Genomic DNA, 19317 nt, shown 5'->3' on the forward strand with positions numbered 1-19317 from the left:
GCCATGTACCCGGGGAGACTGTCCGTTTCGTTGCTCTTTACCGCGCTCGTCGTGGCCGTCCTGCCGGCGCTCGGCGCCGGAACAGCGCACGCCGCCCCTGAACGACGACTCGAGAAGAAGACGGCCGTCCTGACGAGGTCCCTGCCGGGCTATCCCGTCAGTGGGACTCCAGCGAACCGTCAGCTCCAGCGCGCGAACGTCTACGTCCACTACGACGAGGACGGTGACATCATCCTCGAGACGGACGCATGGGTGAAAGGCGACCCGTCGTCCAATCCGGACACAGCGGTTCGCGCGCACCTGGGCGTCGTGGCAGGGAACTCATGCGAGTTGACCGGGCACTATGACGACGGGGTCGTCCCGAACGGCAGGAAGTACTGGGTCTGGGAGCGTGACCTCCCCAGCCCGCGCAACTGGGACTGCGCGGTCGTGATGACCATCGATCGTGCTTCGGGCGCCACGGTCGACGCGATGGGCGGCTCGCTCACCAACCAGTACGCGCAACCGCGCCTGACCGTCGCGCAGCCGCGTCTGCTGGACAAGGCGCAGAAACAGGTCCGCCTGGTCCGCCGAGTCGCGCAGGACCACACGTTCGTCGTGAAGAACACGGGCGAGTACCGCGCGCGCAACGTCGTCGTCACGGCGCGTGGGAAGGGGATGAAGACCGTCCGCCGCAACGCCGGCACGCTGGCGCCGGGGGCGGAGGCATCCGTCAAGGTGCCGCTGCGCCTGATGTCGCGGAAGAAGCGGGCCACAGTGCGGATCACCGCGAGCGGCTCGGGTGTGAGCACCAGTCGGATCGTCCGCGTTCGCGCCGTGAAGGCGCCGGCGAAGCCGCGTGCGGGCGCGTGGCGCAGCACGGACAAGACCTTCACCTTCAAGGTCAGGAAGGGCCGCATCACCGGCTTCCGCGGCATCAACATGCGGATGCAGTGCGGCGGCTACGGCACGTTCCCGACCTACCGGAACGTCTCGCTGACGTTCCCCACGGTGAAGGTCCCGCGCCACGGATACGTCGACGCGATCAAGAAGTACCGGAAGGGCAACGTCTGGTACACCGCCACGCTGCGCGGCCGGGTCGTCGGAAAGAAGATGACGCAGGCGCGCTACACCTATTCCACGGCCGGCGGCTGCCGGGTCAGTGAGGGATTCACCGCCCGGCGCCGCTGACCGCCCGCGCTCAGTGCTGCCAGGTGCCGTGGATGATCGCGCGGCCCAGCGTCTTGAACGCGAGGTTGAAGCCGACGACGGCGGGGGAGGCCGACGCGTCGACGCCCAGGGTCTCCTCGCCGACGGCGTGCACGACGAAGTAGTAACGGTGCGGCTGGTCGCCCTCCGGGGGAGCGGCACCCATGAAGTTGAGGCCGCCGCCGTCGTTGCGCACGTGGAACGCGCCCCCGGGCAGTGTCTCGTCGCTCGCGCCGGCGCCGGTGGCCAGCTCGGTCACGTCGGCGGGGATGTCGACGGCGACCCAGTGCCAGAATCCGGACACGATCGGCGCGTCGGGATCGAAGCAGGTCACGACGAACGACTTGGTGCCCTCGGGAGCGCCGCTCCACGCGAGGTGGGGAGAGGTGTCTCCGTGGGCGTTGACCTGATCGGGCTTGAGCGACTGGCCGTCGGTGACGTCGTCGCTGACGACGTTGAACGTGGCGGCCGCGGGCAGCAGCGGGTACGGGTCGGGAGTCACGGGTCGGTCGAGGCTCATGCCCCCTAACCTAGTGCGGTGGCCGACCTCATCGCACTCGACGACCCGCGCGACGAACGGCTCCGCGACTACGTGGACCTGCGTGACGTGCAGCTGCGTCAGAGCGTCGAGCACGAGCGCGGCATCTACATCGCCGAGGGTGCCAAGGTGATCGAGCGGGCCGTCGCCGCGGGCCACACGCCCAAGTCGTTGCTGCTCGCCCCGCGCTGGACCGAGACGCTCGCGCCCGTGCTCGATTCGACCGACGCGCCGGCCTTCCTGCTCGACGAGAAGACGATCGAGCGGGTCACCGGCTTCCACGTGCACCGTGGCGCCCTCGCGGCGATGCACCGCCCGCCCGAGCGTGCCGTCAGCGAGGTCCTCGCCCGGGCGACGCGCGTCCTGGTGGCCGAGGATCTCGTCGACCACACCAACATCGGCGCGATCATGCGCAACGTGGCGGCGCTGGGCTTCGACGCCGTGCTGCTGTCGCCGCGGTGCGCCGACCCGCTGTACCGGCGGTCGATCAAGGTCGCGATGGGTGCGGTCTTCTCGCTCCCGTGGGCGCGCATCGACGACTGGTACGGGCTGCCGGCGCTACTGCGTGAGCACGGGTTCACGACGTACGCGATGACCCTGGCCGACGATGCCGTCCCGATCGATGCGGTGCGGCCGGCCGAGCGCTCGGCGGTGATCGTCGGGTCGGAGGGGCCGGGACTGAGCGATCACTGGCAGCGCGAGTCCGACCACCGGGTGATCATCCCGATGGCGGTCGGCATCGACTCGCTCAACGTCGCGGCCTCGACGGCGATCGCCTGCTGGCACTTCAGCCGCGCCTGACGGCCCTGTGGAGGACGCGTTCAGTGTCCGAGAGCTCTGGCACCGTGGGCCTCGACGATGACACGATGGGTGAGTGATCGAGTTGACCGAGCCGCAGGTGTGGACCCTCATCGGGGTCTTCGGGTCTGCCATCTTCGCGATGAACGCGATGATGTCCGGATGGTTCGTCCGGGTGCTGCGAGCCGAGATCGGCGGGCTGCGCGCGGAGATCGGCGGTCTCCGCGGCGAGATGAACGCCCGGTTCGAGCGGGTGGACGCGCAGTTCGAACGCGTCGACGTGAAGCTGACCCATCTGGACCGCGATGTCCAGGCGCTGGCGCGTGAGGTGTTCCCCAAGCGCGAGCGGTGAGCGTCAGTCCTCGTCGGGCTCCTCGCCGACGGGCCAGTCATCGGGGTACTCGTCGGCCAGCTGCTTGTGCTGCTTGTACAGCCTCTTGCGCGCCTTCTCGGGGACGCGGTCGCCGAAGACCGTGCCGAAGAGGTGGTCGGTCTCGTGCTGCAGGCAGCGGGCGAGCAGACCGGTCCCCTCGAACTGGACGGGCTCGCCGTGCTCGTCGAAGCCCGTCACCCAGGCGTGATCCGGGCGCGCACACTCGGTGAACGCGCCGGGCAGCGAGAGGCAGCCCTCGTCGTGGACGTCGAGCTTGCGGTCGGCGCCGTCGGGCAGGCGCAGGACCGGGTTGCACACGACGCCGGTGATCCGCTGCTGTGCGTCGTCGGGGCAGTCGAAGACGAAGACCTTGACGTCCTCACCGACCTGGTTGGCGGCCAGGCCCACGCCCTCGGCGGCGTACATCGTGGCGACCATGTCGGCCACGAGCGTGCGCAGCTCGTCGTCGAACTCGGTGACGTCGCGCAGCTCGTGATGCATGACGGGCGTTCCCCAGCGCGTGATAGGACGGACGGAGCCGCCGTCGGGAAGGGGGCGGGACTGCTCTGCGGAGGGCGTTTCAGGCACGCTTCAGGGTATCGAAGGACGCGACACGCGAAATCACTGGCGGCGTTGGGAGCGGTCAGATACTCTCGGTATGTGAAACTGTAAACGACAGTTTCCCAAACGTACCGAGGGAGTGAACGTGGCGGGCACCGACCCCATGGCCTACGGGCTTCGCGTCCTGAACAAGCTGGCCGCCTCCGAGACGCTCGACAAGCTGGGGCTGCGCAAGGTGGCCGAGCGGGCGGTCCACGGCGGCACCCGCAGCGGATTCCAGGCGATCGGCGCGGCTCAGCGCACCTTCAAGAAGGTGGCGGGCAGCGCCCAGGGCGACCGCCCGGCCTCCACCAGCGTCGCGGGTGTCTTCGACCTGACGCCCACCGAGGACCAGCAGATGATCGTCGAGGTCATCTCCGACTTCGCGGCCGAGGTGCTGCGCCCGGGCGCCGAGGCGGCCGAGACGGCCGACGACACCCCCAAGGAGGTGCTCGCCCAGACCGGCGAGTTCGGCCTCTCGCTGATCAACATCCCCGAGTCCCTCGGCGGGCTGGCCGAGGAGCGGTCCGCCGTCACCGGTGTGCTGGTCGCCGAGGCCCTCGCGCACGGCGACATGGGCCAGGCCGTCGCGTGCATGGCGCCCTCGGCGGTCGCCACCGCGATCTCGCTGTGGGGCACCGAGGGCCAGCAGCAGACCTATCTGCCGTCGTTCACCGAGGGCGACGTGCCCGTCGCGGCCCTCGTGGTGACCGAGCCGCAGCCGTTGTTCGACCCGTTCGCCCTCACCACCGTGGCCAAGCGCGAGGGGGGTGGCTACGTCCTCAACGGCATCAAGTCCGGGGCCGTGCGTGGCGCCGAGGCCGAGCTGTTCGTCATTGCCGCCGACGTCGAGGGCCAGGGCCCGTCGATGGTCATCGTCGAGGCGAACACGGACGGCCTGACCGTCGCCGCCGACCCCGGCATGGGCCTGCGGGCCGCCGGGCTGACGCGCCTGCAGCTGAACGACGTGCACGTCCCCGCGGACGCCATCCTCGGGACGGCCGACGACTACCGCTCGATGATCCGCCTCTCGCGGCTCGCGTGGGCGGGACTCGCGCTCGGCGCGGGCAAGTCCGTGCTCGAGTACGTCAAGGAGTACGTCGTCACCCGCGAGGCGTTCGGCGAGCCGATCGCGTACCGCCAGGCCGTCGCGTTCACCGTCGCCGACATGGCCATCGAGCTCGAGGGGATGCGCCTCGTCACCCTCAAGGCGGCGTCGCGTGCCGAGCAGGGGGTCGAGTTCGCCCGCGAGGCGGCGCTCGCCCGTCGCCTCTCGAGCGAGTACGGCATGAAGATCGGCACCGACGGCGTGCAGCTGCTCGGCGGTCACGGCTTCGTGAAGGAACACCCGGTGGAACGGTGGTACCGCGACCTGCGTGCCGTCGGCGTGATGGAAGGAGCAGTCCTCGTCTGAGGACCGAACGACTCATGATCTACCTCGACACCCCGAAGAAGTTCCGCGGATTCGTCCAGCAGGCGCACGACGTCGCCAACGAGTTCCTGCGTGCCAACTCCCGCAAGTACGACCTCGCCGAGCACAGCTACCCCAAGGAGCTCGATCTCCTCGCGTCGCTCATCGACGGCATGAACGAGTCCGGGACGGGCACCGGTGCCGGCGCGGCCGGCGTGCGCGTCAAGGAGTCCGCCAAGGACAAGGGCAAGGTTCGCAACGGCTCCAACATGTCCTCGGTCCTCTCGGTCATCGAGATGTGCTGGGGCGACGTCGGCCTGCTGCTGTCGATGCCGCGTCAGGGCCTGGGCAACTCGGCCATCGCGTCGGTCGCCACCGACGAGCAGCTCGAGCGCTTCAAGGGCACGTGGGCGTCGATGGCGATCACCGAGCCCAGCTTCGGCTCGGACTCGGCCGCCATCAGGACCACGGCCATCAAGGACGGTGACCACTACATCCTCAACGGAGAGAAGATCTTCGTGACGTCGGGGGACCGGTCCGACTCGGTCGTCGTGTGGGCCACCTTGGACAAGGAGCTCGGCCGCGCCGCGGTGAAGTCGTTCGTCGTGCCCAAGTCGTTGCCCGGCATCCGGGTCGAGCGGCTCGAGCACAAGCTCGGCATCCGCGCCTCGGACACTGCCGTGATCGTCCTGGACAACTGCCGCGTCCCGGCCGAGAACCTGCTCGGCAGCCCCGAGATCGACACCAAGCAGGGTTTCGCCGGTGCGATGGCCACGTTCGACAACACGCGCCCGCTTGTCGCCGGCATGGCCGTCGGTTGCGCCCGAGCGTCGCTGGAGGTCATGCGCGAGCTCATCGAGCAGGCGGGCATGGTGATCGACTACGACCGCACGCCCGCCACCCAGCCGCACGCCGTGGCCGAGTTCCTGCGGATGGAGGCCGACTGGGAGGCCGCGCTCCTGCTCACGCTGGAGGCGGCCTGGATGGCCGACAACCGTCAGGCGAACTCGTTGCAGGCGTCGATGGCCAAGGCCAAGTCCGGCCGCTCCGGCAACGAGATCACGCTCAAGTGCGTCGAGCTGGCCGGATCGATCGGCTACAGCGAGACCGAGTTCCTCGAGAAGTGGGCGCGTGACTCCAAGATCCTCGACATCTTCGAGGGCACGCAGCAGATCCAGCAGCTCATCGTCGCGCGACGTCTGCTGGGCCTGAACAGCTCGCAGCTCAGGTGAGCGGCCGGGCCGCGATCAGGGGCGCAGCAGCGCCTTGATCGCGGTCCGCTCGTCCATCGCCCTGTACGCGTCGGCGACCTGGTCCAGCGCGAACGTCCGGTCGAAGACCGCCCCGGGCTGCAGGCTGCCGTCCAGCACCTCGGGCAACAGCTCGTCGAGGTAGTTGCGCACCGGCGCGACGCCGCCGGCCAACGCCTGGTTGCGACCGAACATCGCGGGGACGTTGAGCTCGACCCCGTGCGGGACTCCGACGTAGCCGACCGTTCCGCCCGGGCGCAGGGACAGGAACGCCTGCTTCATCGACTCGGCCGTGCCGACGCACTCCAGCACGGCATCGGCGCCGATGCCGCCGAGGATCTCACGGACCTCGGCGGCGCCGTCCTTGCCGCGGCTCGACACGATGTGGTCGGCGCCGAAGCGGGTCGCGATCTCCTGGCGGTCCGCGTGGCGCGACATCGCGATGACGGTGGAGGCACCGAGCCGCTTGGCGGCCAGGACGGCGGACAGGCCGACGGCACCGTCGCCGACCACGGTGACGGTCGAGCCGTGCGTGACGCCGGCGCTGACGGCCGCGTGGTGGCCGGTCGGGAAGACGTCGCTCAGGGCGAGCAGGTGCGGCAGCATCGCATCGTCCACGTCGCCGGGGACCGTCACGAGCGTGCCGGCGGCCTGCGGGATCCGCACGAGCTCGGCCTGGCAGCCGGCATAGCCACCACCGTTCACGCACGAGGTCTGGACGCCGTTGCGGCAGTGCACGCACGTGTTGTCGCTGTACATGAATGGTGCGATGACGAAGTCGCCCACGGCGAGGTTGGAGACGTCGCTGCCGACGCTCTCGACGATGCCGACCAGTTCGTGGCCGATCTGGCTCGGCTCGGTCTGGGGCTTGTTCAGTCCCCGGTAGGGCCACAGGTCGCTGCCACACACGCAGGCGGCCACGGTGCGGACGATGGCGTCCGTGTCGGCTTCGAGGACGGGGTCCTCGATCGTGTCGAGTCGGATGTCGCCGGGGGAGTGAAGGACGGTAGCGCGCATGCGTGCAAGGATGGCAGACATGAGTGAAAAGCCCGAAGTCGATTTCACCCCCGGCCCCGCCCCGACCGACCTCGTGATCGAGGACGTCACCGTCGGTGAGGGTGCCGAGGCAGTCAACGGCGGTGTGGTCGACGTCCACTACGTGGGTGTCGACTTCGAGACCGGCGAGCAGTTCGACTCGTCCTGGGACCGCGGCCAGTCCGCACGCTTCCCGCTGCCGCAGCTCATCGGAGCCTGGCAGCAGGGCATCCCCGGCATGAAGGTCGGCGGCCGTCGCAAGCTGATCGCCCCGCCCGAGCTGGCCTACGGCCCCGCCGGTGGTGGGCACCGCCTCTCCGGCAAGACCCTGGTCTTCGTCATCGACCTGATCGGCGTCGGCTGAGCTAGACCTGTCGGCCCAGCTCGTCCAGCGCCTTGCTGACGCGCTGGGCCGATATCGGTCCCACCGCCCGGAGCTCCTGGGCGAACACGCTGACGCGCAGCTCCTCGAGCATCCACCGCACCCGCTGGACGGGTGCCGAGAGCCGCTGCCAGGGACGCAGGTCCTTGGTCAGGTCGTGGAACCGCGCCTCCAGCTCCCAGACCGCGCTGGGGTCCTTCGTCGACGTGAGTCGCTTGGCGGCCGCGCCCAAGTAGGTCGCAAGACGGCCCACCTGATCGGCTCCCATCTCGCGGACGAACGTGGGATGGATCAGCCACGAGAGTTGCACGCGCACGTCCTCGCCGGCCTCGTCGTTGCCGGGGGTGACCCGGCCCAGGGCCTGCAGGGCGGCGATCACCTGGCGCACGATGCGCTCGGCCAGCGGCACCGCGTCCGCGCGCGCCTTCTCGCGCAGGGCCCGGTAGGCCTCCTCGTCCCACACGGGTCCACCGTGCTGGACCACCAAGTGGTCCAGGGCCGCCAGCCACGATTCCTCGATCACCGCGGCGGCATCGCCCTGCGGTGAGGTGGCCAGCAACAGCTTGTCCTGCAGGGACAGCGCGCGGCCGATGGTGATGACGGGCGAGGCCGTCGACAGTGCGATCAGGCGCGCCTGGCCACGGATGGAGGCCGCGCGCTGCTCGTCGGCCGTGCGCAGGACCTGCAGGGCGACGCTCGTGCCCTCGTCGACGACCGCCGGGAAGCCGGTGACCTGACCAGCGGTGAGCGTGCGGTCGAGGTCGCCGAAGTCCCAGTCCTTGATGCCGGTGCGCTCCTTGCGCTGGGCGCGCTGGCGCAGGTCGCGTCGCAGGCGCGGCTCCAGCTCGGCGCGCAGGGCGTCGAGATCCTTGCCCTGGGCCAGCTGCTTCTCGCCGTCGACGACGCGGAAGGTGGGCCGCAGGTGCGACGGCAGGCCGGCCGGGTCGATCAGCCCGGGATCGACCTCGAGCGCGCGGCCGAGCTCGGCGCGCAGCTCGCGGGTCGGATCGAGCTGTGGCAGTACGCGCTCGGCCGTCTGGGCCGCCGGCGCGAAGCGTCGACGCTCCGACTTGGGGAGTCCCCGGATGAGCTCGGTGACCAGCTCGAGCCGCCGGCCGGGGATGCCCCAGGCGAACTCGTTCTCGTCGACGTTCAGCAGGTCGTCGACAGGCACGGTGATCGTGATGCCGTCGTCACCGGCCTGCGGGTCGAAGCGGTAGGTGACGTCGAAGGCGTCGAAGTCGGTGCTCTGCGACGTCCACGAGGTGGGGAAGGCGTCCGCGTCGACCTGGTGGGCGAACAGGTCGTCGGTGAAGTCGAGGATCGACTTGTCGGGCTGCTTCTTCCACCACGAGTCGAAGTGCCGGACCGAGACGACATCCGCCGGCACGCGGGCGTCGTAGAAGTCGACGAGCGTCTCGTCGTCGACCCGGATGCCCCGGGTGCGGACGCGCTCCTCCAGCTCCTCGACATGTGCGAGCCGGTCCTGGTTCCGCTTCCAGAACCTGTGGTGGGTACGCCACTCGCCGCCGACGAGCGCATGGCGGATGAACAGCTCACGGGCGAGGTGGGCGTCGTGCTGCGCGAGCATGACGGTGCGGTCGACGACGACGGGAATGCCGTAGAGCGTCGAGCGCTGCGTCGCGACGGCCGCGCCGCGTCGGGCGGACCAGCGCGGCTCGGCGTACTGGTGCTTCAACAGGTGGCCGCCGGCCTTCTCGACCCACTCGGGGTCGATCCGAGCGCTGTCACGGGCCCACAGGCGCGACGTCTCGACGAGCTCGCCCGCCATGATCCAGCGCGGCGGCTTCTTGGCCAGCCCAGATCCCGGGAAGACGGCGAACCGCGCGCCGCGGGCGCCGAGGTACTCGCGGCCCTCGGAGTCGCGCAGGCCGACGTGCGAGAGCAGTCCGTGCAGGAGCGCCTGGTGGATCGCGTCGGCATCGGGCTCCTGGCGGACCTTGCCGGGCTTGAGCCCCATCTCGCGGGCGGTCCGGCGCAGCTGGGCGTTGACGTCGGCCCACTCGCGGACGCGCAGGTAGTGCAGGAACTCGTCGTGGCACATCCGGCGGAACTTGCTGTGCGAGAGCTCGTCGCGCTTCTCCTGGAGGTACTGCCACAGGGTCAACAGCGTGAGGAAGTCCGAGTCGGGTTGGGTGAACCGCTTGTGCTGCAGGTCGGCGGCCTGCTGCTTGTCCAGCGGACGCTCGCGGACGTCCTGGATCGAGAGGCCGGCGACGATGATCAGCACCTCGGGCAGGACGCCCAGGCGGTCGGCGGCCAGCACCATGCGCGCGTGGCGTGGGTCGAGCGGCAGACGCGACATGGTGCGCCCGAGTCGGGTGATCCGGTCGGATCCGTCGCGCCGCGGAGCGAACGCGTCGAGCTCGCGCAGGAGCGCCAGTCCGTCGGCGACCGCGCGGTGGTCGGGCGCGTCGAGGAACCCGAACTCACGGATGTCGCCCAGGTCGAGTGACGCCATCTGGAGCATGACGCTGGCCAGGTTGGTGCGCAGGATCTCGGGGTCGGTGAACTCGGGGCGGGACTCGAAGTCCTCCTCGTCGTAGAGCCGGATGCAGATGCCGTCGGCGACACGGCCGCAGCGACCGGCGCGCTGGGAGGCGCTGGCCTGCGAGATCCGCTCGATCGGCAGTCGCTGGACCTTGAGGCGTGCGCTGAAGCGCGAGATGCGCGCCAGGCCGGGGTCGACGACGTAGCGGATGCCCGGCACGGTGATCGAGGTCTCGGCGACGTTGGTGGCCAGCACGATGCGGCGTCGCGGGCCCGTCTGGAAGACCTTCTGCTGCTCGTGCGCGGCGAGGCGGCCGTAGAGGGGGACGACGTCGCCCAGTCCCTTGCCCTCGAGCACCTCGGCGGTGTCGCGGATGTCGCGCTCGCCCGGCAGGAAGACGAGCACGTCGCCGTCGCGCGGCAGCTCGCGGACGGCGCGGACGATGCCGTCGACGAGGTCGTCCTCCTGGTCGAGCGGACGGTAGCGGACCTCGACGGGGTACGTGCGGCCGCTGACCTCGATGATCGGGACGCGCTGCTGCGGGGTGGTGAACAGCTCCGCGAAGCGCTCGACGTCGATCGTGGCCGAGGTGACGATGACCTTGAGGTCGGGGCGGCGGGGGAGCAGCTCGCGCAGGTAGCCCAGCAGGAAGTCGATCGCCAGGGAGCGCTCGTGCGCCTCGTCGATGATGATCGTGTCGTATCGCTCGAGGCGCCGGTCGTGCTGCAGCTCGCTCAGCAACAGGCCGTCGGTGACCAGCTTGACGACGGTGTCCGCGCCGGACTTGTCGTCGAAGCGCACGGCGTAGCCGACCTCGGCACCGAGCTCGACGTCGCACTCCTGCGCGATGCGGGCGGCCACGGACCGTGCCGCGATGCGGCGCGGCTGGGTGTGCGCGATCTTGGTGCGGCCGAGCTCGGCAGCGATCTTGGGCAGCTGCGTGGTCTTGCCGGAGCCGGTCTCGCCCGCGATCACGACGACCTGGTGGTCGCGGATCGCGTCGCGGATCTCGTCGTGGCGTGCCGCGATCGGCAGCGCCGGGTCGAACTCGAGTCTCATCGTTCCCATCTTCAACGCAGTCCGACGACGTCGGCGAACAGGGCGTACCCGACGAACGCGACCACATCGAGGATCGTATGCGCGACCACCAACGGCATGACGCGCCCGGTCCGGTGGAACCACCACGCGAACACGACGCCCATCAGGGCGTTGCCGACGAACTGGCCGAAGCCCTGGTAGAGGTGATAGGCGCCGCGCAGCAGTGCCGAAGCGGCGATGACGGCCGGCAGTCCCCACTCGAGCTGGCGCAGGCGAGTCATCAGGTAGCCGACGACGATGACCTCCTCCAGCAGCGCGTTCTGCAGCGCCGCGAGGATCAGCACGGGGACCGTCCACCAGTGCAGCAGGTCGGGAGCGGTGACGATCTCGGCCGTCACGCCGAGCGCGCGACCGGCGAAGTAGACCCCGAGGCCCGGGATGCCGATGACGGCGGCCAGTCCCGCGCCGATCGCCAGGTCGCGCCACGGCTGACGGCGGTCGAGTCCGAGCCGCGCGAAGACCGGGGGAGCGTCGCGGTCGAGGTTCAGCAGGTAGAGCGCGAGCGCGACGGGCACCAGCGCGAATCCGATGCCGGCGACCTGGTAGGTCAGGTCGAGCCACGGGACCACGTCGCGGGACTGGTTGAGGCCCGCCGTGGAGTCGCGCAGCCGGCCCTCGCTGAGCTTGCGGACGAGGCTCAGGAGGGCGTAGACGGCCGACTGGCCGAGGGACAGGCCGAGGACGATCCAGACCTCGACGCTCAGGCGCCGGGTCACGCGATCACAGGTCGTTCGTGGCGAAGGTGTCGCACTGGTTGATGGTGCCGGACTCGTAGCCCCTGATGAACCAGCTCTGGCGCGACTCGCTCGAGCCGTGCGTCCACGAGTCCTGGTTGACGCGACCGCCGCCGAGCGTCTCCTGGATGTGGTCGTCGCCGACGGCCGCGGCGGCTGAGAGCGCCGAGTCGATGTCGGCCCGCGTCAGCGGCTGGATGAGCGTGTTGCCCTGCTCGTCCTGGGTCTGGGCGGCGTGGTTGGCCCACACGCCGGCGAGGCAGTCGGCCATGAGCTCGACGCGGACCCCGTTGCTCTGCGGCCCCGAACGGCCGTCCTGGGCCTTCTCGAGGATGCCGAGGATGTGCTGGACGTGGTGGCCGTACTCGTGCGCCACGACGTACATCTGGGCGAGGTTGCCGCCGTCGGCGCCGAAGCGGCTGCTGAGCTCGTCGAAGAAGGAGGCGTCCATGTAGACGCGCTCGTCGGCGGGGCAGTAGAACGGGCCGGTGGCGCCCGACGCCGTTCCGCACGCCGACTGGGTGGTGCCGGAGTAGATGACGGTCTTCGCCTCGCGGTACTGGCGGTTGAGGTCGGCCGGAAGGGCGTCGGTCCAGTAGTCCTGCGTGCTGTTGACCGTGCCGACGATGCGGCAGACGTCCGACCGGTTGGCGTCGGCGCCGGTCTGGCACTCGCTGACGTCGACGGACCCGGACTGGGAGCCGCCGGTGAGGACCTGGTTGACGTCGAATCCCGAAGCGGACCCGCCGCCGAGCGGATTGCCGCCGAGGAACGCGATGAGCAGCATCAGGACCAGGCCGCCGATGCCTCCGCCGATCACTCCGCCAGCCTTGCCGCCGGTGACTTGGCTGGTGTCGAGGCGCGCGCCCTCGTTGAAGGTCATGCGCCAGATTCTAGGCGGAGTGCGCCGACTGTCGCGCGACGGAAGCCGGCTCCGGACCCCGTGTCCGGACTCGTCGAGTCAGGACGATCCGTGCACGCCGGGAACCGGTGTCAGCCCTTGCCACCGCCGAGCAGGCCGCCGAGCAGATCGCCCAGTCCTCCGCCGGACTTGCCGGACCGGCCACCCAGGAGGCCGCCCACGAGGTCGTCGAGCCCGCCACCGGACGACCCGGAGGACGTGCCTGCGATGAGACCGCCGAGCACGTCCTGGATGCCTCCGCCGCCCTTCTTCGCGCCGCCGGAGAACTGCTGCGCGAGGTAGGCCATGACGATCGGCGCGAGGAGCGGCAGCAGCTTCTTGACCAGGCCGGCGTCCTGCGCACCGTCGGCGGATCCGAGTGCCACCGCGACGTCGTCGGTCTTGTCGCCGAAGACGTTCTTGACGATCATCTCGCCGTCCTGCGTGTCGATCGAGTCGACGTCCACGCCGTTGTCGATGAGGGTGGGGCTCTTGGCCGCGACCGCCTTCTCGAGCGACTCCGCCTTCGCCGGATCCTTGGCGTTCGCACCGAGTCCGCCCAGGAGTCCGGGGAGCGCCGCATCGATGCCCTGCTGGGCGACGGCGGGCTCGACGCCGAGCTTCTTCGCGATGTCGTCGACGGGGATCATCGAGCGCAGTTCGTCGAGGCCGGCCATGGGGTGCTCCTTCGTCCGTGCGGTCGCTGGTGGGCCGCCACGGCGAGCGTAGCCCGTCCTTTTCCCTACTGTTGCCTCATGACCGCCGAGATGACTCCACTGCTGCCGCTCTCGGGTGACGACGAGGCCCGACGGGAGGGGCTTCGGCGCATGCGCGTGTTGGCGACGTCGCTGCTGGTCGTCGCCGCGGTCGTGTTCGCGCTCACGCACGGTCAGGACGGCGTCCTCGGGTACGTGAACGCGGCGTCGGAGGCGGCGATGGTCGGCGCCATCGCCGACTGGTTCGCGGTGACGGCGCTCTTCCGACACCCGTTGCGCCTGCCGATCCCGCACACCGCACTGATCCCGAAGAAGAAGGACCAACTGGCGGCCAGCCTGCAGGACTTCGTCGCGGAGAACTTCCTGCGCGAGGACGTCATCCGCGACCGCATCGCCACGGCCGAGCCCGCTGAGCGCGTCGGTCGCTGGATCATGACGCCGGGGCGGGCGCACCGCCTGGTGGACGAGGCGTCGCGCGTCACGTCCGACCTGCTCGGACGGGTCAAGGAGGAGGACGTCAGCGCCGTCATCACCGAGATGATCATCCCGCGCCTGACCGAGGAGCCGCTCAGTCCGGCGATCGGCCAGCTGCTGGCGGAGGTGCTGGACGAAGGTGCCCACACCGGACTCGTGGACCTGGGTCTGGACGAGATGACGGCGTGGCTCCACCAGCACCCCGAGCGGATCACCGACCTGATCAAGCAGCGGGCGCCCAGCTGGTCGCCGACCTGGGCGACCAACCTGATCGCCGAGCGGCTGTTCCGCGAAGCCATGGAGTGGATCGAGGACATCCGCCTCGACCCGCACCATGACGCACGGCAGGCGCTGGACCATTGGCTCATCGAGCTGGCCGACGACCTGCAGCACGATCCGGACACCATGGCGCGTGCCGAGCGCCTGAAGCAGCGGCTTCTCGCGCAGCCGAAGGCGGCGACCACGGCGGTTCGGCTGTGGGAGTCGTTGCGGCGAGGCTTGGTGGAGGCGCTCCGGGCGGAGGACGGCCTGCTGCGCCGCCGGTTCGTCGAGGAGATCGCACGGCTGGGGGAGCGGCTGCAGTCCGACCCGGCCCTGGCCGAGCGCGTCGACCGCGCCGCCGGAGACGCTGCCGCCTACGTCGTCAACCACTACGGCGGCGAGATCGCGACCGTCATCTCCTCGACGGTCGAGCGCTGGGACGGCGACGAGACCGCGGAGCGCATCGAGCTGTTCGTCGGCCGTGACCTGCAGTTCATCCGCATCAACGGCACCGTCGTGGGCGGACTGGCAGGGCTGGTGATCCACGCGCTCGCCCAGTTGCTCTGAGCCCCGTGCACACCCCTGCCGGAGGGGTTTGCTAGAGTTCAGTGCTGCAGGAAAACGCACCTGTCCGGGTGGCGGAATTGGTAGACGCGCTAGCTTGAGGTGCTAGTGCCCGGTTACGGGCATGGGGGTTCAAGTCCCCCCTCGGACACAACAGGACCCTCTCACTCTCGCCGGTGAGGGGGTCTTGTCTTTCCCTCGTCGTGTGGTTCGAGATGATGTGTCGCTCAGGCCCATATATGGGCCCAGATGCCTCATCATCGGGCCACCGGCCGGGTCGCGCACCTGCCATGAAGATCCGCTGGCGCCACCGGGATACGTGGCGGGTGCAAGCACCGACGTCCGGAACAGGCCGACTCTTCGTGGCCGGAACGACGTCGGACGCACGCAAGAGCCTGGCGACCAGCGCCCTGTGCTGCGTTCGCCCGCCGCGGCGTGAAGATGGCGCTGTACAAGGCGCAGAACATGTCCCATGTCGGCGGACGCATGAAAGGGATCAGAATCAGGAGCCCGCTTTCGCGCACGCGCGCTGCGACGGCTCCGGCGCATACGGCGTCACACCCCTCGGGGGCACTTCGGACTGGGTTTTCGCGTTTCAGGTCGATCATGGGTGTGTCGCAGTGTGCACACGCAGGGGACTCCGGGTCGCTCTGGTCGCCACGTCGCTCACGGAATGACCTCAGGTGCCATCGGGTTTCGCCGTCCGCGTTGCGTCACGTCCTGCCCACGCACCAGCGCGATGAGCATCCGTCTGGACGTGGACCGCGTCGCCGCACAGTTCCTCGGGTGCCAAGATCACTCGTACCGACAGGGGCCATCGAGAGGACTTGACCATGGCCAGCAGCACGAGCACGGCCATTGCCGTCACCGGCTCCACGGGAGCCCTCGGCGGGTACGTCGCCCGCGACCTGGCTGATCGCGGCGTCGCCCAGCGACTCCTCGTACGCACTCCTGCGAGAGCGCCGAGGCTGCCGGACAGCACCGTGCACCAGTTCAGCTACTCGGACCGGGAAGCCTCCACTGCCGCACTCGACGGTGTGGCCGTGCTCTTCATGGTCTCGGCCTCCGAGAGCGTCGATCGTCTCGACCAGCACCGCTCGTTCGTCGATGCAGCCGAGGCGGCGGGGGTCGAGCACGTTGTGTACACGTCGTTCGCGGCCGCAGCGCCCGATGCGACCTTCACGCTGGCCCGCGACCACCATGCCACCGAGGAGCACATCAAGTCCTCCTCGATGAAGTGGACCTTCCTGCGTGACAGCTTCTACATCGACTTCCTGGAAGCCCTCGTCGGCGATGACGATGTCATCCGTGGGCCCGCTGGCGATGGCCGTGCGTCCTTCGTCGCCCGCTCCGACGTGGCGCGCACCGCTGCGACGATCCTCGTCGACCCATCCACGCACGCAGGGCGCACGTATGACCTCACCGGTCCCGAAGCACTCACCCTCGCAGAGGTTGCCGCCACACTCGCGCGGGAGCGCGACCGCGCCATCACCTTCCACGACGAGAGCATCGAGGAGGCGTACCGCTCGCGCGCCGCTTTCGGAGCACCCGACTGGCAGCTCGACGCCTGGGTCAGCACCTACACCGCGATCGCCAGCAACGTCATGGCCGGAGTGAGCAGTGACGTCGAGACCATCACCGGCACACCTCCCATTGACCTCGAGACCTACCTCCGCCGTCACCATCGCTAGGGATCGCGAAGCACCGTTCGCAACGATGTGTCGCTCAGGCCCATATATGGGCGCTGGTGCCTCATCATCGGCGCACGGCCGGCCGGCTCGCGCACCTGCCATGGGGGCCGGGCGACGCCACCGGGATACTTGACGGGTGCACGCACCGACGTCCGGAACAGGCCGACTCCTCGTGGCCGGGACGACGTCGGACGCGGGCAAGAGCCTGGTGACCACCGCCCTGTGCCGCGCGTTCGCTCGCCGCGGCATCCGGGTGGCGCCGTACAAGGCGCAGAACATGTCCAACAACTCGATGGTGTGCGCGGACGGCGCCGAGATCGGCCGGGCCCAGTGGGTGCAGGCGCTCGCCGCCGGTGCTGATCCCGAGGCGGCGATGAATCCGGTGCTGCTCAAGCCCGGGGGCGACCGACGCAGCCACGTCGTCGTGATGGGCGAGCCGGCGGGTGAGATCAGCAGCCGAGAGTTCATCGGCGGCCGCACGCACCTGGCGCAGGCCGCGCACGCCGCCTATGACGATCTCGCGTCCCGCTACGACCTCGTCGTGGCCGAGGGCGCGGGCAGCCCGGCCGAGATCAACCTGCGCGCCGGCGACTACGTCAACATGGGGCTGGCCCGGCACGCGGACATCCCCACGGTCGTCGTGGGGGACATCGACCGCGGCGGCGTGTTCGCGGCGTTCTACGGGACCGTGGCGCTGCTCGAGCCGGCCGACCAGGCGCTCGTCGCGGGATTCGTGGTCAACAAGTTCCGCGGGGACGAGTCCCTGCTCGCGCCGGGACTGCGTCAGCTCGAGGACGCCACCGGTCGCCGCGTGTTCGGCACGCTGCCGTGGAGCCCGGACGTGTGGCTGGACTCTGAGGACGCGCTTGACCTCGAAGGTCGCCGGACGAGCACCGACCGGGCCCTGCGGGTCGTCGTGATCCGGCTGCCGCGCATCAGCAACTTCACCGACGTCGATGCGCTCGGCCTCGAGCCGGACGTGGACGTCGTCTTCACCGCCGACCCGCGCGATCTCGCCGACGCGGACCTGGTCGTCCTGCCGGGGACACGGGCGACGGTCTCGGACCTGGCGTGGCTGCGCTCGCGTGGACTCGACCGGGCTGTCGTCCGCCACGCCGAGTCGGGTCGTGCGGTCCTGGGCATCTGCGGCGGATTCCAGATGCTCGGCCGGCACGTCCACGACCCCGACGGTGTCGAGTCGGGTGCGCCGACGACCGTCCCGGGACTGAGCCTGCTGCCTGTCGAGACGACCTTCGCCGCGGACAAGACGTTGCGCCTCCCGCACGGGCAGGCGCTCGGCGCCGACGCGACGGGCTACGAGATCCACCACGGGCGCATCGCCCGCGACGCCGGGGCGGAGGAGTTCCTCGGCGGCGCGCGGGTCGGCGGCGTGCTCGGCACGATGTGGCACGGCAGCCTGGAGTCCGATGCCCTGCGGACCGCTGTGCTGGACCTGTCGGCGCGAGCGCGCGGCGCATCGTTCGAGGCGTCGGGCGTCAGCTTCGCGGCCGCACGAGAGGCACGCCTGGACCTGCTCGGCGACCTCGCCGAACGCCACCTCGACGTCGGCGCCCTGCTCGAGTTGGCCCAGGACGGCCCGCCGACGCTGCCGACGGTCGGACCGGCCGCATGAGGGTCCTGATCCTGGGCGGGACCCGCGAAGCACGGGCGCTGGCCGAGCTGCTCGTCCACGACGGCGACGAGGTCGTGACGTCCCTCGCGGGTCGTGTCGCGCGTCCCCGGCTGCCGGTGGGGGAGGTCCGGATCGGTGGCTTCGGCGGCATCGACGGACTCGCGGACCACGTGCGCGGGAACGCCGTGGATGCGGTCGTGGACGCGACTCACCCGTTCGCCGAGCAGATCAGCGCGAACGCCGCGGCCGCGAGCGAGCAGGCCGGGGTGCCGCTCCTGCGGCTCGAACGGCCGGGCTGGTCCGAGCGCGACGACGCGGCCATGTGGCACTGGGTCGACGACCACGACGAGGCAGCGCGGGTCGCGGCGGCCCTGGGGAAGCGGCCGTTCCTGACCGTGGGGCGTCAGTCCCTGCACCGCTTCGTCGAGCCGCTGCGCAGTCACGCGTGCGTGGTCCGTGTCGTCGATCCGCCCGAGATCGCCCTTCCGAGCGCGTGGACGCTGGTGCAGAGTCGTGGCCCGTACACCCTCGAGCACGAGCGCGAGGCGATGAGCGACACCGACGTGCTCGTGACGAAGGACTCCGGCGGCAGCCACACCGAGGCGAAGCTCGATGTCGCCGGTGAGCGCGGGATCCCCGTCGTGGTCGTCCGCCGGGCCAGTGGGCAGGCAGGGGTCAGCGTCGTGCGCGACGCTGCCGACGCGCGCGCCTGGGTGCGAGCGCGATCAGGACGCTGAGCGCGGCAGCTGCCCACGCGACTGCCGTGGCGAGCCGCGTCGTCCGGGACAGGTCGCCGACCTCCGGAGCGGGACCTTCGCCCATGCGGGCCCGGTCCTCGATGCGGCCGGCATAGTCGTTGACCCCGCCCAGGGTCACGCCGAGAGCACCGGCGAATGCGGCCTCGACGGGTCCGGCGTTCGGGCTGGGGTGCCGCCGTGCGTCCCGCGCCCAGGCCCGTAGCGCGTCGGCGGGCCGGCCTCCGACTGTGGGGGCGAGGACCGCTGCGAGGGCGGCGGACACCCGGGACGGGACGAGGTTCGCGACGTCGTCGATCCGGGCGCTGGCCCACCCGAAGCGCTCGTAGCGGGCGCTGCGGTGGCCGACCATCGCGTCGAGCGTGTTGATCGCCCGGTAGCCGACGAGGCCGGGCACGCCGAG

General features: G+C 70.3%; 18 protein-coding genes and 1 tRNA gene. 11 read left to right on the top strand and 8 right to left on the bottom strand.

What is annotated here, in order from left to right; genetic code table 11:
* Nucleotides 1-3: 3 nt before the first annotated feature.
* Nucleotides 4-1170 (top strand): hypothetical protein, encoded by a 1167-nt coding sequence (locus RT323_RS05890; protein WP_313405825.1) that lies wholly within the window; start codon nt 4-6, stop codon nt 1168-1170.
* 10 nt (nt 1171-1180) lie between these two features.
* Here the strand turns inward: RT323_RS05890 and RT323_RS05895 are convergent, their stop codons facing one another.
* Nucleotides 1181-1708: a YbhB/YbcL family Raf kinase inhibitor-like protein gene (locus tag RT323_RS05895; RefSeq protein ID WP_313405828.1), complete on the bottom strand. Its 528-nt coding sequence runs from the start codon at nt 1706-1708 to the stop codon at nt 1181-1183.
* Nucleotides 1709-1726: 18 nt separating this feature from the next.
* Here RT323_RS05895 and RT323_RS05900 point away from each other — a divergent pair, with 18 nt between their 5' ends.
* Nucleotides 1727-2527: an RNA methyltransferase gene (locus RT323_RS05900; RefSeq protein ID WP_313405830.1), complete on the top strand. Its 801-nt coding sequence runs from the start codon at nt 1727-1729 to the stop codon at nt 2525-2527.
* A 73-nt stretch (nt 2528-2600) separates the two neighbouring features.
* The gene (locus tag RT323_RS05905) at nt 2601-2876 is read left to right on the top strand and encodes a hypothetical protein (RefSeq protein ID WP_313405833.1); all 276 of its coding nucleotides are present in this window, start codon (nt 2601-2603) and stop codon (nt 2874-2876) included.
* Between the two features lie 3 nt (nt 2877-2879).
* Here RT323_RS05905 and def read toward each other — a convergent pair whose 3' ends face one another.
* Nucleotides 2880-3485: a peptide deformylase gene (def, locus tag RT323_RS05910; RefSeq protein WP_313405836.1), complete on the bottom strand. Its 606-nt coding sequence runs from the start codon at nt 3483-3485 to the stop codon at nt 2880-2882.
* Between the two features lie 118 nt (nt 3486-3603).
* Between def and RT323_RS05915 the strand changes: the two genes are divergently transcribed.
* Together RT323_RS05915 and RT323_RS05920 are read left to right on the top strand one after the other, a co-directional pair.
* Nucleotides 3604-4911 carry an acyl-CoA dehydrogenase family protein gene (locus tag RT323_RS05915; protein ID WP_313405839.1) on the top strand — a complete coding sequence of 436 codons (1308 nt, stop codon included), beginning with the start codon at nt 3604-3606 and terminating at the stop codon, nt 4909-4911.
* A gap of 14 nt (nt 4912-4925) precedes the next feature.
* Nucleotides 4926-6140, top strand: coding sequence for an acyl-CoA dehydrogenase family protein (locus tag RT323_RS05920; protein ID WP_313405842.1), 1215 nt, complete (start codon nt 4926-4928; stop codon nt 6138-6140).
* A 15-nt stretch (nt 6141-6155) separates the two neighbouring features.
* On the opposite strand, the gene RT323_RS05925 is transcribed toward RT323_RS05920, so the two are convergent.
* A complete protein-coding gene (locus tag RT323_RS05925; RefSeq protein WP_313405845.1) occupies nt 6156-7175 on the bottom strand; it encodes a zinc-dependent alcohol dehydrogenase family protein in 1020 nt (339 codons plus the stop codon).
* 19 nt (nt 7176-7194) lie between these two features.
* On the opposite strand from RT323_RS05925, the gene RT323_RS05930 reads away from it, so the two are divergent.
* On the top strand, nt 7195-7557 hold the full coding sequence (locus RT323_RS05930) for an FKBP-type peptidyl-prolyl cis-trans isomerase (protein WP_313405847.1): 363 nt from the start codon (nt 7195-7197) through the stop codon (nt 7555-7557).
* A gap of 1 nt (nt 7558) precedes the next feature.
* On the opposite strand, the gene hrpA is transcribed toward RT323_RS05930, so the two are convergent.
* The 4 genes from hrpA to RT323_RS05950 form a co-directional block, all read right to left on the bottom strand.
* Nucleotides 7559-11146 carry an ATP-dependent RNA helicase HrpA gene (gene hrpA / locus RT323_RS05935; RefSeq protein WP_313405849.1) on the bottom strand — a complete coding sequence of 1196 codons (3588 nt, stop codon included), beginning with the start codon at nt 11144-11146 and terminating at the stop codon, nt 7559-7561.
* A gap of 11 nt (nt 11147-11157) precedes the next feature.
* Nucleotides 11158-11901: a CPBP family intramembrane glutamic endopeptidase gene (locus tag RT323_RS05940; RefSeq protein ID WP_313405850.1), complete on the bottom strand. Its 744-nt coding sequence runs from the start codon at nt 11899-11901 to the stop codon at nt 11158-11160.
* 4 nt (nt 11902-11905) lie between these two features.
* Nucleotides 11906-12802, bottom strand: coding sequence for a neutral zinc metallopeptidase (locus RT323_RS05945; protein ID WP_313405852.1), 897 nt, complete (start codon nt 12800-12802; stop codon nt 11906-11908).
* 110 nt (nt 12803-12912) lie between these two features.
* A complete protein-coding gene (locus RT323_RS05950; protein WP_313405854.1) occupies nt 12913-13497 on the bottom strand; it encodes a DUF937 domain-containing protein in 585 nt (194 codons plus the stop codon).
* 78 nt (nt 13498-13575) lie between these two features.
* Here RT323_RS05950 and RT323_RS05955 point away from each other — a divergent pair, with 78 nt between their 5' ends.
* The 5 genes from RT323_RS05955 to RT323_RS05975 all read left to right on the top strand — a co-directional run bounded on the left by RT323_RS05955 (nt 13576) and on the right by RT323_RS05975 (nt 18896).
* Nucleotides 13576-14838, top strand: a complete 1263-nt coding sequence (locus RT323_RS05955) for a DUF445 domain-containing protein (protein WP_313405856.1) — start codon at nt 13576-13578, stop codon at nt 14836-14838.
* A gap of 62 nt (nt 14839-14900) precedes the next feature.
* A tRNA-Leu gene (locus tag RT323_RS05960) sits at nt 14901-14986 on the top strand.
* Nucleotides 14987-15668: 682 nt separating this feature from the next.
* Complete coding sequence (locus RT323_RS05965) at nt 15669-16526, top strand: SDR family oxidoreductase (protein ID WP_313405859.1); 858 nt, start codon at nt 15669-15671, stop codon at nt 16524-16526.
* Between the two features lie 136 nt (nt 16527-16662).
* Nucleotides 16663-18159 carry a cobyric acid synthase gene (locus tag RT323_RS05970; RefSeq protein WP_313405860.1) on the top strand — a complete coding sequence of 499 codons (1497 nt, stop codon included), beginning with the start codon at nt 16663-16665 and terminating at the stop codon, nt 18157-18159.
* Complete coding sequence (locus RT323_RS05975; RefSeq protein ID WP_313405862.1) at nt 18156-18896, top strand: cobalt-precorrin-6A reductase; 741 nt, start codon at nt 18156-18158, stop codon at nt 18894-18896. The genes RT323_RS05970 and RT323_RS05975 overlap by 4 nt, the downstream gene beginning before the upstream one ends.
* On the opposite strand, the gene RT323_RS05980 is transcribed toward RT323_RS05975, so the two are convergent.
* The coding region (locus tag RT323_RS05980) for a cobalamin biosynthesis protein (RefSeq protein WP_313405864.1) at nt 18835-19317 on the bottom strand (483 nt) is incomplete at its 5' end. The two genes, RT323_RS05975 and RT323_RS05980, sit on opposite strands and share 62 nt — an antisense overlap.

Origin of the sequence: Aeromicrobium sp. (genome assembly GCF_032084975.1) — a bacterium.
In the GTDB taxonomy this organism is placed as follows: domain Bacteria; phylum Actinomycetota; class Actinomycetes; order Propionibacteriales; family Nocardioidaceae; genus Aeromicrobium.